This window comes from Lysinibacter sp. HNR, assembly GCF_029760935.1.
In the GTDB taxonomy this organism is placed as follows: Bacteria; Actinomycetota; Actinomycetes; order Actinomycetales; family Microbacteriaceae; genus HNR.
Genome location: NZ_CP121684.1, coordinates 331,202 through 346,408, shown reverse-complemented (window position 1 = coordinate 346,408; position 15,207 = coordinate 331,202). Strand labels below are relative to the sequence as shown.

Genomic DNA, 15,207 nt, shown 5'->3' with positions numbered 1-15,207 from the left:
ACCAACATTGTTGGTGACACCATTTCAGTTATCGATGCCATAAACAATGTACAAACCGAAATCATCGATAACTACACGGAGAATGCGCCCTCAGATGTGACATTTTCACCCGATGGAACCACCGCGTATGTCACCAACTTTGAGAGCGCTTCTATCTCTATCATCGATACCGCTAACCACACACAAACCGGGCTAGTAGCCGACTACACCGGCCGAACAGCCTGGAGCCTGGAGCTCGCACCCGGCGGAAGTGTTGCATACGTTGCCGACCCCCAGGGCAACTCTGTGTTTGTCCTCGACACCACTCAAAACAAACAAGCCGGGACAATCGCCAGCTACACGGGAAACGCTCCCTGGCACATCGCTTTTTCACCCGACGGAACTCTCGCGTACGTCACCAACTACGGCAGCGATTCCGTCTCCATCATCAACGCCACCGCCGGTATCCAAACCGGGACGGTCACCAACTACACGGGAAACACGCCCTGGGACCTCACCTTTTCGCCTGACGGCACCACAGTCTACGTCGCCAATAGTGGGAGTAACTCCGTGTCTGTTATCGAGGTGAACAGTGGCACCCAGACGGGTGTGGTCGCACACTACACGGGGCTAAGTCCCGTTACCATTGTGCCGCTGGGGGACACTGCCTACGTTACCAATGCCTATAGCAACTCAGTATCCGTTCTGCGTCTTCCGACCCCACCCATACTCAACCCAGCTCAACCGACAGAAGGCACTGTCGGGTCGCCCTATGTCGGATTTACATTTGCAACAACCGGGTTCCCCACGCCGGCAACAGCCTTTGCTCCCAACACAAATACCGAGGCAACATCACCCGGAAACGCAAGTGTTCCCAGTGGATTGAACGTGAATACCGCGGGAGTCCTGTCGGGCACTATCTCAAGCACGGCACAGCCCGGAACCTACAGTTTTAGCGTTGTCGCCAGTAACGGCGTCGTCCCAGATGCGACCCAGGAGTATAGTCTCACTGTCGTTGCTCCACCAAAGCCCGCAGCACCCGTAATAAACACGGCGGGGGAGCTTGCAAACACCGGCAGCACAGATTACACCCCTACACCTCTGGCAGGACTGCTCATCGCCCTCGGTGTCATAGCTACACTGGCACGAGAGTGGAACAAATCAAACACTATTAAATGTGCGTCACTGACTAATTAGCGAGGTTGCAAAATTAACATTTCACACGGCGTGCTATTCCGCACACACAGAAGAAACGCAATAAAAATGCCTATCTTAGTGGCGGTGCTATCCCTACTTTTAATACCCTTGGGAGCACAGAGCGCCTCGGCCGATACAGCCCTCGCCGCCCAAACAGGAACTATCACCGAGTCCATTGGGAACGGGCCTGAGAATATAGCCATAACGCCCGACGGAACAACCGCTTACGTCACTAACTTGGACAGCAACTCCGTCTCCATTATCGACGTCGCCACTAATCACAAGATAGGGAACGTTGTGGATTTCGTGGGCGGTGGCCCGTGGGGCGTAGCCTTCTCCCCCGACGGAACGACCGCGTACGTTACCAACCTCCTTGGTAACAGCGTCTCCATTATCGACGTCACCGAGCATAAACAAACCGGGACAATCGAGGATTACGATCAAGTCGGCCCCGCGGGTGTGGTTTTTTCACCCGATGGAACGACCGCGTACGTCACTAATTCAATCAACAGCTCCATCTCTGTCATCAACACCACCACAAAAAAGCAGGAGAGGCTAGTCACTGACTATGACGGCACTTCTCCCAAAGATATCGCGCTGGTACCTGGAAGCAGCCTCGCGTACGTTATCAATTACGACACCATCTCCATCATCGACACCACCGAAGATAAACAGGTTTATACGGTTGCTAACTATAACCAAACAGACCCTCGGGGAATCGCAATCTCGCCTAATGGAGCCACCGCATACGTCACTAATTTTGGAACCAACTCTGTTTCTATCATTGATGTTGCGACAAGAAACCAAATAAAAACGATCGATAACTACACACCGTTCCAAGAACCCTGGGGAGTGGCATTTTCGCGCGACGGGGTTACCGCATATATTGCCAACACCGGGAGCGACTCGGTTACTGCCGTTAACGTCAGTAATCACGAACCTATAGGCGAGGTCACGGGCTACACCGGGGTGGCACCCGTGGGGATAGCCGTCCACCCACTAAACCCCACGGCCTACGTCGCCAACCCCGGAAACGATTCAATCTCGGTTCTGAGCCTACCGGTCCCACCCACACTCAATACAGCGCAACCTGTAAACGGTACTGCCGGAGCAACCTATACTGGATTTACCTTTACAACAACGGGTTTCCCCGCCCCGATAACAAGCTTTGCCGCGGGCACAAACACCGCGGCAACAGTCCCCGGAAACGCAAGCGTACCCAGCGGATTAAGCCTCGACACGGAGGGGGTTCTCTCCGGCACCATACTCTCCACGGTGCAACCCGGAACGTACAACTTTGTGATTGTTGCCAGTAACGGCGCCGAGCCGAACGCGCTCCAAAGCTATAGCCTCACCGTTCTTGCCGCCCCAAACCCGCCAGCACCAACCCCCACAGTTGGTATGCCAGGAGAACTGGCAAACAGCGGTGTCCAAAATCACAGCATCCATTATCTGGCCGGCATATTGGTTGTCCTCGGAGCCATAGCAATCGTGGCACGGCGCACGGCGGCCAAATAGTTGTCAATGACTAACTAAACCAGAAAATGCACTATTGATTAGTGAGAGAGGTCGCAAAATTAGTACCTTAAATCACAGATTATTTGGAGCGCAGAAACGCTTCCCAAGGTTTATCTATGCTCTCATAACAACATTATCCCTACTCGTCCTGCCTCTAGGGGAACAAAGCGCCTCGGCCACAACCCCTCTCGCCGGGCAAACAGGAATCATAGCAGACCACATCGGACTCGGACCCCTGGGGGTGACCATAGCACCCGATGGAAACACCGCCTACGTGACCAACTCGGGTAGCGGATCGGTCTCGATCATTGATCTCGCCTCCAACACAGAGACAGGAAGAGTCAAAGACTACACCGGAGTCGAACCCTGGAACCTAACGTTTTCACCAAGCGGAACCGTTGCCTACGTTACCAACATAGCCAGCAACTCTATCTCCGTGATCAATGTGGCCACCCACACGCAAATCGCAACGGTCACAGACTACCTTGGGGTGGCCCCTTCTGGTGTTGCGTTCTCTCCGACCGAAAATATCGCGTATGTTACCAACTCGGGCAACGGCACAATCTCCATTATCGATACGGTTGGTCACAAACAGATTGGTTCCGTTGCAAACTACACCTATGAAGCACCCCGGAACGTGGCTTTTTCGCCCGACGGAACCATCGCATACGTCGTCAGTATAGGCAGCAACGCCGTCTCAGTCATTGATGTTGCCTCGGGCACACGAACGGAAGACATTGTCGGCTACACGGGCACGGGGCCCTGGGACGTGAAATTTTCGCCCAGCGGACAGGTCGCCTATGTCACCAATTCCGGGAATTCCTCTGTCTCCATTATCAACGTCGCCACAGGCACCGAAAGCGGTAGGGTCATCGGTTACGCTGAGCTGACGCCCTGGGCCGTAGCTTTCTCCACTGACGGAACCACCGCCTACATCACCAACGACAACAGCGCTTCTGTATCTATCGTCGAGGTCAGCAGTAACACCCAAATTGGCCTGGTCACAAACTACAACCAGCTGGGTCCGGTAGGAATTGCGATCAACCCACAGAGAAGCACTGCCTATGTTGCTAACTTTGAGAGTAATTCAATCGCGGTTCTTAGCCTGCCAACCGCGCCTACGCTCAATCCAACACAACCAACAAGCGGCACAGTCGGAGCAGCCTACTCCGGTTTTACATTTACAACAACCGGATTCCCGACCGCCGCGATAGGCTTCTCTCTCGGCACTAATACCGTGGCAACAGTTCCAGGGAATGCGAGCGTGCCCGGCGGCCTCACCCTGGACACAAACGGATTTCTCACCGGCACGATCCTCAACGCTGTTCAACCCGGAACCTACACCTTCACGGTTATTGCCGCCAACGGGGTAGAGCCAAACGCAGCCCGAGAGTACAGCCTCACCGTTCTGGCCGCGCCGCCCAGTCCCGCGAATCCAACACAAAAATCCCAACCGCCCGCAACAGGAATGCCAGGAGTACTTGCAAACAGCGGCGGGGAAAATAACATGACCGGTTATCTAGCGGCGATACTCATTACTCTCGGCGCCACAGCCCTCTTAAAGCGGATTCGCTCAGTTCGTTAGATCATACTGGCCCTCATTTTTCCACACCACTGGAACAAAATGAACAAAAAAGCTCTTTTCGCCAATCAATAAGATTTGTAAGCTAACACAAAATGACTGCATTGTTTACTATAGCGAGGTACTGAAATTAACATTTCGTATAATTCAATAAATGGCGCAAAAAAGTTCTGCGTGAGAAAAGTCAGCATCCTCGCAACCTTCCTTTCCGTGGCACTTGTCCCGCTAGGAGCACAAAGTGCTTTAGCTCTTCCCCCTCTTGCTCAAGAAATAGGCACTGTACAGGGATATACGGGCCGCCTCGGCCCCGTGGGTGTAGCCTTCACCTCCGATGGGGCCACTGCTTATGTCACCAACGAGAGCAGCAACTCTGTCTCTATCATCAACGTTGCCGACAACACAATAACCGGGGATATCACCGATTACGCAGGGAATAGCCCAGAACAGATAGCAATTTCCCCCGACGAACGGTATGTCTACGTCACCAACTGGAGCAGTGGCACAGTATCCGTTATCGACCTCACTCAAAACAAGCAAACCCAGCTAGTTACTGGCTACACCGGAACAAATCCCTGGGGCGTAGCTTTTACTCCCGATGGACAGTATGCCTATGTTACTAATTACAGTGGTGGCACCATCTCTGTCATTAGGGTGTCCGATCATACACAAATTGCAACGGTTCACAATTTTGATGTTGAAAGCGCTCCCAATGACGTGGCTTTTACACCAGACGGAAGTAAGGCTTACGTTACCAGCATAGGCCTCACCAATGACTACATCGCCATTATTGACGTGACCACGCACACGCAGACGGGAGAGGTCGCTTGTTACGACCAGAATTACCCCGAGGGCGTGACCTTTTCATCGGATGGCAGCATTGCGTATGTTGCCAACACCACCAGTGGCTCTGTTTCGGTTATCAACGCTTCAAGTCACAGCCAAGTCACCACAATTGACAGCGTCGGAGTCTACCCCGAGTTTGTAGCATTTTCACCAGACCAAACCACAGCTTACGTCACCAACTACAGCGAGGGAGGCGTAGCCATCATCCGCGTCTCCGACCACACACAAATTGGTACCGTAACGGGTTATAGTGGGCAGGGTGGCCTAGGAATTGCAATCGCACCCGGCGGAGATAAAGCGTACGTTGCGAATTACCCCGGCAATTCAGTTTCGGTTCTTGCCCTGCCGCTCGCACCCACACTCGCCCCCGCAGCACTGGCAACCGGGGCCGCCGGGGCCGCGTACACCAGCTATACGTTTGTTACAACCGGGTACCCCACACCCACAATCAGCTTTGCCCTCGGAACAAACACCGCGGCAACAACCCCCGGAGCCTCAAGCGTTCCCAGCGGACTCAGCCTCGACGGAGCAACCGGAGCCCTCACCGGAACCATCATCCCCACCGTACAACCCGGAACATACACCTTCACGGTCGTTGCTACCAATGGGATAGAACCGGAAGCAACCCGAGAATACAGCATCACGGTCGCAGCCGCCCCCGTTCCCTCCACACCCGTAGACCCACCGCCAAGCGCTCCCCAAGCGCTCACCACGGCAGGCGGGCCCGGGCACCTTGCAAACACCGGAACAGAGAAGAACACGGCCTCCTGGTATCTGGCAGGCATGTTTATTGCCCTGGGAACGGCAGCAGCTCTCACACGAGTTCGCCCGATTGAATAACCGCTCAACTCTCGGCTCAGAAAACGGCTAGCGCTGCCCCGCAAAGAACTCTCGGAGCAGAGCAGCACTAGCGTCTTCTTCTACACCCGCAATAACCTCAGAGCGATGCGGTAAACGACGATCACGGAGCACGTCATAAACGCTACCCGCAGCACCAGCCTTCTCATCCCAGGCACCAAAAACCACCGTAGGAATACGCGCAGTAGCGATTGCCCCCGCACACATGACACACGGCTCCAGGGTGACCACAAGAGTGCAGCCCTCAAGGACACGATCTTGCACATGCTGTGCGGCCTGCTTGATCGCCACAACTTCTGCGTGAGCGGTTGGGTCGTATGTGCCCTGGCGCATATTGCGCCCGGAGCCAATCAGCACACCGTTTACATCAAAAATCAGGGCACCAACGGGAACATCACCCGTGACAAGTGCGCGTTTGGCCTCCTCCAACGCCTCGAGCATCCACCCTCGATACCTACGGCTCACCGCTATTCCAGGCTGAGACACGGCAACCTCTTCCATACCAATTGTGTGTGCTGATCAACTCGAGGGAAAAAATCTACTAGATTTACTCTATGCGAGTTTTTGTTGCAGACCACCCATTGATCACACACAAGCTCACGGTTCTCCGTGACAAAGACACAGCACAACCCACGTTTCGGGCACTGATCGAGGAGATTGTTACCCTCCTGGCTTACGAAGCCACGCGCGAAGTTATCGTCGAAGAGATCGAGGTCGAAACCCCCGTACGTAAAACCGTGGGAGTACGTCTCGCGCACCCTGTTCCCCTGGTCGTGCCAATTCTCCGGGCCGGCTTGGGGATGCTTGAGGGAATGGTCAAGCTGCTGCCCACCGCCGAGGTGGGCTTCCTAGGGATGGCTCGGGATGAAACTACGTTTCAGCCACTCACCTATGCGGAGCGGCTACCCGAAAATCTCGAGGGCCGCCAGTGCTACGTTCTTGATCCCATGCTTGCCACGGGCGGGTCACTAGCGGCAGCCGTTCAATTTCTCTTCGATCGCGGCGCAGACGATGTCACTGCCGTGTGCGTACTAGCCGCCCCTGAGGGAATCGAGAGGCTTCGTAAAACGACCGAGGGTCGTAACGTAACGCTCGTTCTGGGTGCCGTTGACGAGCGCCTTAATGAGCACGGTTACATCGTTCCCGGCTTGGGCGACGCGGGGGACCGCCTCTACGGCACCATCGATTAGGCTTCGGCATCGTCATTCACGCATCGTTCAACACCGTGGGCTGAGCGTCGGCAGCAGCGACCGGGCGTCTTTCAACGCCGTCAGCTAAGCCTCGGCACCAGCGACCGGGCACCGTGGCATCATCAATCGGGGTACAACTTTCATCAACGATGACCCAGGTCTCGGCTACACCCCGTCCTCTTGCCGTAAAGCTACCCGTCACACCTCGAAACCCCTTCCCCCAGAAGCAATTTCTAAAAATACTTTTCCAGCATAAAACAGACAAAAGCCCTGTTTTTACGCGGAATTACAGAACGATGAGGCAATAAAAATCCTTACACCACCGAGGCCAACGCAACATAACCCTTGACACACAGCGACATATTGGGTTTACTATCATTCATGACTGACAACGTGTATGCCCTGATCGCCCCGGCGGCCCCCAGGACTGCCGGCATGATGATGGCCGGTAACGTTGTTCCGTGTTGTCGAATGTGCAGCTAACTCTCTTACCCAGCTGCCGGTTCACACTCCCCCTTCGGTATCATCCGATCTGCGGTGGAAACAAGAGAACCCCCACGCATCTAGCGTCCAGCGTTACGCTGCCCCTTCTCGAGATATCGTTCTCGCACAGCACCTGAGCACCGTGTGGTTACTCCGTAGTACCCAGGCAACGGTCTCAACACATCCTCTAAGGATTTCTCATGTCACTCATCACCACAACCACCCAGACCACTTCACACACCCACGAAAAAACCAGGGCTTTCCGCCCACAAAGCATAGCTTCCGCCCGTCCCGACCTCGCATCACCCGCCCCAGCAACCCCCAACATCCGTGCAGTACCCGCCGGAACGGAAGCCAGGGGATTTGCCTTCTATGTCGGCTTTGACGAAGATAAAGCCGCAGACGCAGAAACCTCCCTCGGGGCGATTGTTGAGGCTCTCAAGCAGCTCACCGCCCACATTGCACCCGGGTCAGAAACCTATGCGGCAGTTGCACTGGCCCCAGAACAAACGGGTGGTCGCGATGTTGACGTTGTGAGGCTTGCTCTCGGCGATCCGGCAGCAGTTGCCCGCCACCGCAAGCCCGAGGTTGATCTCGATCTGGATCGCGCCCGTGACGGTGTTGTCATCGATCTCTCCCGCAAACGCTTGTTGCTCGATAACAATCCCGTCTCACTCACCTACAAAGAGTTTGAACTAATTCAGTTCTTGGTGCTTCGCGAGGGCCAAACGATAGAACGCCACGAACTTATTAGTGGGCTGTGGGACGATGCAAAAGACGAGGAGATTCCCAGCGAACGAACCATTGATGTTCACGTACGACGCCTGCGAGTTAAGCTGGGGGACTACCAAGACATCGTTCGCACGGTTCGTGGCGTAGGTTATCGATTTGACCGCCACGCGGACGTATCAATCCGACACAGCAGCACCCCCAGCCCAGATCTGTTCTAGTTTTCCTCCTCAAGAGACCAGAATCCTATCCCGCTGTCTGCTCGTTCTTCACACGGTTTTATACGGTGAAAACCTGCCCGGTCACTCGGGTACCGGATTGTTCACTCCGAACACATCGGTTACATCAATTGAGACAATTCCGGTGAATACAATGTTTGCTGGGTTAGATGCCTGGGCCTCAGAACCCTGGACTGCTGGTTCAGGTGCGTAGAGATTCATAGTACTAAGTTCAGCATCGGGGAACCCTGCCCCACATCAATCAAACGTACCAGAGGCATCCTACTTCGGGATGATTCCAACGTCTTACCCCCAAGCTCCTCACTAACCGAGAGGTCCCTGAGAAAATCGATAGATCACAAGACCATAACTGGTGTCCGTTATGATTCTGTTATATTCTTGTGGGACGTTGAACGCTTAAAGTGTTATCAGCGATTAGTGATTGCAAGACCCTCTTGGTGCAGGATGGGAGTCGGGGAACATTCCCCGGCTCCTTTCTTGGTATTAAAAGAGGGGCTTATCGCACAAGATAGTGGATGACCGGTCGAGTGTGTCTTCTTCTCAGTGTGAGGAACCATTCCGCGGCTCGCTTCATGCGACTCTCGCTCATCCCCCGATGAGCTCGTAACACCGTTCTGATCCCGTCGCCCGCACGGGATTGAAACAGTCACGATAGAGGTCAAGTACATCAACTTCTAGACCTTTGACGGTGGGTTCTGCAATGACGTCACCCGCAATTGCTGAGGTGAGTGAGTTTGTACGAGGGTGCTCCCAGACTACGAGGACGTGTTTAGTGGACATTTCTACGTTGCGCTTCCTGTCTTTAGTCGGAACGTGTGCAGTGATCAGGCAGTCTCGGGGAGGCCGCCGAGATGCAGTGCCTTGCGAAGAGTTTCGTGCACTGTCCAAGTGGTGACGTCTCCTGGGTTGAAAATGGCGACCATCCCGGCAACCAGCTCTAGCGGTTCACCATTCTCACGTTCGACGGTGGCGTGACCGGAGGTCACTACGAAAAACTCGTCTCCGGGGAATGTCCAGGTGAACTTCCCCGGCTCGACCTGCCAGATACCGCGCCACTGGGTGCGGTCTGCAGACTCCCAAATCTCACCAATCGTCATCCTCGGGTCGCCTTCAAGAACCTCACCAGGAAAGGTGAGCTCTGGTTCGAGAACGACTGAGTCAACACCAACAGAGAAGGGGACGTCGTTGATACCGGATGAAATGGACATGATTATCTCCTTGGGTTTCAGATGTACGGAATAAAGATGTACGGAATAAAGAGGTGAAATAGTCAGTTAGAAGAAGACCAATGAGAAATAACCTATAATCACGCCACGCACTTGAATGGGAGACATTGTGCTCATCGTTGACGTGACGGACACTAAGCTTGCGAGAAATATCTTGCTGAAAGACGAAGATGGCTGGCACGATAGCGCCTGCAAGGACAGGCAGATGCAGAGAAACCGGAACGTTTAACGCATTCAAACCGAATCCGGCGCGAGCACCTATCAATAGGCCCAGACTGTAGCTAACCTGCAAGACGTACATCACTAAACGCCCCAAAAGACGTTCGACCTCTGCACCGTCGATATTGATGGCAATTTCACATATTCCCATACCAAGGCCAAACAGGCCGAGTCCTGTTGCAACGACAACAGCGCTACCACAGACGTTGCCTACAGGAATCATCACGAGCGATGCGACAGCGAACCAGAGACCGATCACCGATGTACATTTCGTGCCAAACCGAGCAACAAGCCGCCTCGACCCCAGTACTCCGAGAAGCGAACTTGGTGACAGGCCGAAAAGCGCTATGGCCATCTCAGCAAACGAAGGCCCGATCTCATCCCGGATCGTCGGTGTTCGAGTAACCCACGATGCCATCGCGACACCAGGAATAAGAAAGAACACCACCAGCATACGCAGTCGACACCCCACAGCTTGCTCTGGTGTTTCGCAGGAAGGCATGTAACGATTCAAGCATGCAAATGACGAAGACGTAAGTATGCACTTTATTGTCAAATACTTACAGATTGGATAGTGTTATGCGAGAATCAATTCGACACGCGCTCAGTGTCTGTCCAGTTGAGGTAACAGTAAGCGTCGTCGGTGGGGCCTGGAAGCTCACGATTGTCGAACTGCTACTTGACCGCACACTTCGCTACGGAGAGCTGCGCCGCGAAGTTGGTGACATCACTGACCGCGTTCTTACTAGACAGCTACGCGAACTTGAGGGAGACGGCCTGGTACGTCGAACCGTCTTCCCCGAGGTTCCGCCAAGAGTCGAATACGCTCTCACGCCGCTGGGTGAGACATTACGACCGCTCATCAACGCCATGAGCCATTGGGGTTACTCGTGGGCAGCATCGCAAGGTGTCCACGTGGCCGAGTCAATACCATCCTAGCGAGCCTGAATTCCGCATTGGAGAGCTGTCAGAATCGCGCTTTTGCACATGGATCTGGGCAAGGAAGTACCCCGTGAAGTAGAAGACACGGGATGAATCAATAATACCAACCGGCATCTATCATGCTTATCTCTTGCCTCTGCGCGCAACCCAACTTCTACGGGCGATCACACGCCCAACTGCCGCGACCGTGATGCTCCCGAATAGATTGATAACCGGTGCAACTCCATCGCAACCCGGCCAATTCCCCGGCAGTGTGCAGACTACCTATACTAAATCCATGAGTGCACAACCAGTAACCATCACCCTCACAGGAGCCGGAGGGCAAATTGGCTACGCCGCCCTCTTCCGCATAGCCTCCGGTGCTCTCCTCGGGTCGCAACAGTCCGTCAGGCTGAGACTACTTGAAGTCCCACAGGGGCTTCAAGCCGCCGAAGGAGTCGCCCTCGAACTCACCGATTGCGCGTTTCCCCTGCTGCACAGCGTTGATATTTTCACGGATCCAAACGCAGCCTTTGAGGGAGCCAGCGTAGCCTTTCTTGTGGGTGCACGCCCCCGCACAGCGGGCATGGAGAGAGCAGACCTACTCCAGGCGAACGGTGGTATCTTTGGGCCCCAGGGCCGGGCGATTAACGATCACGCAGACGATAACATCCGCGTAATCGTTGTGGGAAACCCCGCCAACACAAACGCTCTCATCGCCCAGCACAATGCTCCCGACGTACCCCCCGAGCGTTTCACCGCACTCACTCGCCTTGACCACAATCGAGCCATCGGCATTCTTGCCCAGGAAGCACGGGTACATGTCTCCGAAATCAACGGAATCACGGTGTGGGGAAATCACTCCGCCACACAATACCCCGATCTGAGCCACGCAACCATATCCAACGCACCGGCACTCGACACGCTAGATCCGCTGTGGGCTCGGGGAGAATACATTCGTCGCGTGGCGCAGCGAGGAGCAGAGATCATCAACACACGAGGCTCTTCCTCAGCAGCGAGCGCGGCTAACGCCGCCATTGACCACATGCGTGATTGGATATCCGGCACCCCTCAGCGCTGGACCTCTGTGGCGCTCCCCTCCGACGGCTCGTATGGAATTCCCGAGGGGATAGTCTCCTCGTTTCCGGCTCGCAGCGTCGACGGTTCGTGGAAGATAGTTCAGGGGCTTACGATTGATCTCTTCTCTCGAGAACGTATTGAGGCGTCCGTGAACGAACTCCTCGAGGAGCACAATGCGGTGAAAGCTTTGGGATTGATACCCGCCTAGCTCCGCGCTCCGCCACCGGGGCAATACAGTCGGCCCGCGGCCACGCTCGGATCATTCAGACAGGGCCCGCAGTTTTTCTCGCCTCGCGGCCTGGAGAACCGGATCTGGAACCGGAAGAGAGGCCAAGAGCCGCTGGGTGTAGGGATGGTGCGGATGTACCAGCACCTGGGAACCCGGCCCCTCCTCCACCAGCTTACCGTGATACAGAACCGCGATCCGGTCGGCGAGTAGGTCAACAACGGCGAGGTCGTGACTAATAAAGAGGCAGGCAAAGCCGAGCTCTCTCTGCAGCTCGGAGAAGAGCTCTAACACACGGGCCTGCACCGATACGTCTAGGGCCGAGGTTGGCTCATCGGCAATCAGAAGCTGCGGTTCTAGAGCGAGAGCACGCGCCAGGCTTGCCCGCTGCCGCTGACCACCGCTCAATTCGTGCGGGTAACGATCGCCGTAGGAACGCGGAAGTTGCACCGCTTCCAAGAGATCGTTCACCCTGGACCGGGCATCCGATGCGTGCGCAGCTCTACCGTGAACCACCAGGGGCTCCGCAACACACTCAGCTACCGTAAGCAGAGGGTTAAAGCTTGAAGCGGGGTCTTGGAATACAAATCCAATATCTTTACGGAACTTCTTAAACGCTCTCTCACGCATCCCCCGCATCTCGTATCCGAGCACACGGAGAGAACCGCCCGTCACCCGGTTCAGCCCGGCTATCGCTCGTCCCGTCGTGGTTTTACCCGAACCCGACTCGCCCACCAGACCCAGAACCTCTCCGCGTCGGATCTCAAAACTGATTCCATCAACCGCCACAAAGCCGCTACGTCCCAGGCGTCCCGGAAACTCTATGTGCAGGTCGCGCGCAACCACGAGGGGCGGTTTTTCGTTCCACCCCGGCTCACGGGCGGCTGCTCGTTCCGCGGCGAGCGCGGGCCCGACCCCGATCTTGGGTACCGCGGCCAATAGCTCACGTGTGTATTGCTCCCGCGGAGAGGCAAAAAGTTCTTTCACCCCCGCCTGCTCCACCAGTTCCCCGCGATACATCACCGCAACACGATCCGCCAGGTCGGCAACAACCCCCATATTGTGTGTAATGAGCACAATGGCGGCACCAAACTCGTCCCGGCAGCGGCGAAGCAGATCAAGAATTTCAGCCTGCACGGTCACGTCGAGGGCTGTGGTGGGCTCGTCGGCAACGATCAGGCCAGGGTTGAGCACGAGGGCCATCGCAATGATGATGCGCTGTTTTTGTCCCCCCGAAAATTGGTGCGGGTAATAGTCCACGCGCTCCTCGGGCTCTGGGATGCCCACTCGACGCATAATCTCAATGACTTGTTCCCTCGCCTCTTTTCTGCTCACCCTCGTGTGGGCGCGGATTCCCTCGGCTATCTGCCAGCCGACCGTGTATACGGGGTTCAGCGCGGTAGAGGGTTCCTGAAACACCATCGAAACATCACTTCCGCGAATCTCCCGTAACCTCTTCTTGCTGAGTGTAATCACGTCAGAGGTGATGTTTTTCTCACGATTGTGCAATAAGACCGCGCCCGCAGTCGTAGCCGTTTCAGGGAGCAGCCCCAGAATGGTCTTGGCGGTGACGGTTTTACCACTGCCGCTCTCCCCCACAACCGCCAGGATTTCCCCCGAACGCACGGCCAACGACACATCGTCAACCGCCGTGACCTCCCCCATATCGGTTGCAAAAGAAACCGAAAGATGAGAGATCGACACGATATCTTTTTCGGTGGATCCACGCTCGACCCCGAAGGCATCAGCCGCGTTGGGTGTGGTGGGCTGTGTCATGACCGCTCCCCGTTCTCTCGACTGTTTTCTCTAGCGGATGCTTTATTTTCCGATGCGTCGCTACCGTCACCCCTGTAGCGGGAAGGATCGTCACCCCTGTGATCAGGAAGATCATCGTCTCTATGGTTGGAGAGATTGTGCTCCCCGTGCTGCACGGGATCCCGGCCTTTATTCCCAGAGGAGCTACTAACCTGAGATAGCGGGGATCTGCGACCAATCGCCCGTTTAACGGCACGGCGACCCCGCAGCCGCGGATCGGCCAGGTCGTTGAGGCTTTCACCCACCAGGGTGATGCCCAACACCACAAGAACAATCGCAAGACCGGGGAAAAGCGCGGTCCACCAGATACCGGTGGAAACGTCCGAAATCGATTTGTTCAGGTCGTAGCCCCATTCCGCTGCGGCCGTTGGTTCAATTCCAAAACCAAGAAAACCGAGTCCTGCAAGGGTGAGGATCGCCTCTGACGAGTTAAGCGTAAAGATCAGGGGCAGGGTGCGGGTGGCGTTACGCAAGACGTGGCGGAACATGATTCGTGGGCTGCTCGCACCAACAACACGCGCAGACTCAACGTACGCTTCGGTCTTAATACGCACGGTTTCGGCTCGGATCACACGGAAATACTGGGGCACAAACACCACGGTGATGGAAATAGCGGCGGCAAAAATCCCACCCCACATGCTGGACTGTCCACCGCTAATAACAATCGACATCACGATAGCGAGCAGCAACGACGGGAAAGCATAGATGGCGTCGCACAGCACCACAAGAATTCGATCAAACCATCCGCCAAAATAACCGGATACCAGCCCCAGAAAAACCCCGAGAAAGAGCGAGAGGATAACGGCAACCACGATGACCAGCAGTGCTGTCTGTGCACCCCAGATCACGCGGGAAAAAACGTCATACCCACCAACGGTTGTCCCCCAGATGTGTTCGGGGCTGGGCGGCTGTTGCGGCCCAAAAGTTCCTGCGGCGTCCCGCCTCTGAGCGAACCCGTAGGGCGCGATGATCGGCGCAAAAAGAGCCGTCAGCACAAAGACTCCCGTGAGGCTGAGACCTACGAGCAGCATAACCCTCTGCCACCCCATGCTCTGCACGAACTGGCGAATCACCGGGAGGCGCAGAAATAAGGAGGGCTTTG

15 protein-coding genes are annotated in these 15,207 nt (G+C 55.5%); 8 read left to right on the top strand and 7 right to left on the bottom strand.

Annotated elements, in window-relative coordinates:
* The first annotated feature begins 96 nt into the window (after positions 1 to 96).
* The 4 genes from FrondiHNR_RS01505 (at position 97) to FrondiHNR_RS01490 (ending at position 5,959) form a co-directional block, all read left to right on the top strand.
* A complete protein-coding gene (locus FrondiHNR_RS01505; protein WP_279353489.1) occupies positions 97 to 1,176 on the top strand; it encodes a YncE family protein in 1,080 nt (359 codons plus the stop codon).
* Positions 1,177 to 1,242: 66 nt separating this feature from the next.
* Positions 1,243 to 2,694, top strand: coding sequence for a beta-propeller fold lactonase family protein (locus tag FrondiHNR_RS01500; RefSeq protein WP_279353488.1), 1,452 nt, complete (start codon positions 1,243 to 1,245; stop codon positions 2,692 to 2,694).
* A gap of 241 nt (positions 2,695 to 2,935) precedes the next feature.
* A complete protein-coding gene (locus tag FrondiHNR_RS01495) occupies positions 2,936 to 4,279 on the top strand; it encodes a YncE family protein (RefSeq protein ID WP_279353487.1) in 1,344 nt (447 codons plus the stop codon).
* Between the two features lie 171 nt (positions 4,280 to 4,450).
* The gene (locus FrondiHNR_RS01490; protein ID WP_279353486.1) at positions 4,451 to 5,959 is read left to right on the top strand and encodes a beta-propeller fold lactonase family protein; all 1,509 of its coding nucleotides are present in this window, start codon (positions 4,451 to 4,453) and stop codon (positions 5,957 to 5,959) included.
* Positions 5,960 to 5,986: 27 nt separating this feature from the next.
* Here the strand turns inward: FrondiHNR_RS01490 and FrondiHNR_RS01485 are convergent, their stop codons facing one another.
* A complete protein-coding gene (locus FrondiHNR_RS01485; RefSeq protein WP_279354441.1) occupies positions 5,987 to 6,418 on the bottom strand; it encodes a nucleoside deaminase in 432 nt (143 codons plus the stop codon).
* Positions 6,419 to 6,531: 113 nt separating this feature from the next.
* On the opposite strand from FrondiHNR_RS01485, the gene upp reads away from it, so the two are divergent.
* Positions 6,532 to 7,167, top strand: coding sequence for a uracil phosphoribosyltransferase (gene upp, locus FrondiHNR_RS01480; protein ID WP_279353485.1), 636 nt, complete (start codon positions 6,532 to 6,534; stop codon positions 7,165 to 7,167).
* 16 nt (positions 7,168 to 7,183) lie between these two features.
* Here the strand turns inward: upp and FrondiHNR_RS01475 are convergent, their stop codons facing one another.
* Entirely contained in the window at positions 7,184 to 7,369 is a 186-nt protein-coding gene (locus tag FrondiHNR_RS01475) for a hypothetical protein (RefSeq protein WP_279353484.1), read from the bottom strand.
* A gap of 481 nt (positions 7,370 to 7,850) precedes the next feature.
* On the opposite strand from FrondiHNR_RS01475, the gene FrondiHNR_RS01470 reads away from it, so the two are divergent.
* The gene (locus FrondiHNR_RS01470; protein WP_279353483.1) at positions 7,851 to 8,600 is read left to right on the top strand and encodes a winged helix-turn-helix domain-containing protein; all 750 of its coding nucleotides are present in this window, start codon (positions 7,851 to 7,853) and stop codon (positions 8,598 to 8,600) included.
* Between the two features lie 603 nt (positions 8,601 to 9,203).
* Here the strand turns inward: FrondiHNR_RS01470 and FrondiHNR_RS01465 are convergent.
* From FrondiHNR_RS01465 to FrondiHNR_RS01455, 3 genes are read right to left on the bottom strand one after another with little or no spacing between them, the layout of a single operon-like run.
* The gene (locus tag FrondiHNR_RS01465) at positions 9,204 to 9,398 is read right to left on the bottom strand and encodes an NAD(P)H-dependent oxidoreductase (RefSeq protein WP_279353482.1); all 195 of its coding nucleotides are present in this window, start codon (positions 9,396 to 9,398) and stop codon (positions 9,204 to 9,206) included.
* 44 nt (positions 9,399 to 9,442) lie between these two features.
* Complete coding sequence (locus FrondiHNR_RS01460) at positions 9,443 to 9,826, bottom strand: cupin domain-containing protein (RefSeq protein ID WP_279353481.1); 384 nt, start codon at positions 9,824 to 9,826, stop codon at positions 9,443 to 9,445.
* On the bottom strand, positions 9,777 to 10,517 hold the full coding sequence (locus FrondiHNR_RS01455; RefSeq protein ID WP_279353480.1) for a hypothetical protein: 741 nt from the start codon (positions 10,515 to 10,517) through the stop codon (positions 9,777 to 9,779). Before FrondiHNR_RS01455 ends, FrondiHNR_RS01460 begins: the two co-directional genes overlap by 50 nt.
* Before the next feature lie 125 nt (positions 10,518 to 10,642).
* Here FrondiHNR_RS01455 and FrondiHNR_RS01450 point away from each other — a divergent pair, with 125 nt between their 5' ends.
* Both FrondiHNR_RS01450 and FrondiHNR_RS01445 read left to right on the top strand, forming a co-directional pair.
* The gene (locus FrondiHNR_RS01450; protein WP_279353479.1) at positions 10,643 to 11,002 is read left to right on the top strand and encodes a helix-turn-helix domain-containing protein; all 360 of its coding nucleotides are present in this window, start codon (positions 10,643 to 10,645) and stop codon (positions 11,000 to 11,002) included.
* Between the two features lie 280 nt (positions 11,003 to 11,282).
* A complete protein-coding gene (locus tag FrondiHNR_RS01445; protein WP_279353478.1) occupies positions 11,283 to 12,272 on the top strand; it encodes a malate dehydrogenase in 990 nt (329 codons plus the stop codon).
* Positions 12,273 to 12,323: 51 nt separating this feature from the next.
* Here the strand turns inward: FrondiHNR_RS01445 and FrondiHNR_RS01440 are convergent, their stop codons facing one another.
* Positions 12,324 to 14,066: an ABC transporter ATP-binding protein gene (locus FrondiHNR_RS01440; protein ID WP_279353477.1), complete on the bottom strand. Its 1,743-nt coding sequence runs from the start codon at positions 14,064 to 14,066 to the stop codon at positions 12,324 to 12,326.
* Entirely contained in the window at positions 14,063 to 15,154 is a 1,092-nt protein-coding gene (locus FrondiHNR_RS01435; RefSeq protein ID WP_279354440.1) for an ABC transporter permease, read from the bottom strand. Before FrondiHNR_RS01435 ends, FrondiHNR_RS01440 begins: the two co-directional genes overlap by 4 nt.
* Positions 15,155 to 15,207 lie beyond the last annotated feature (53 nt).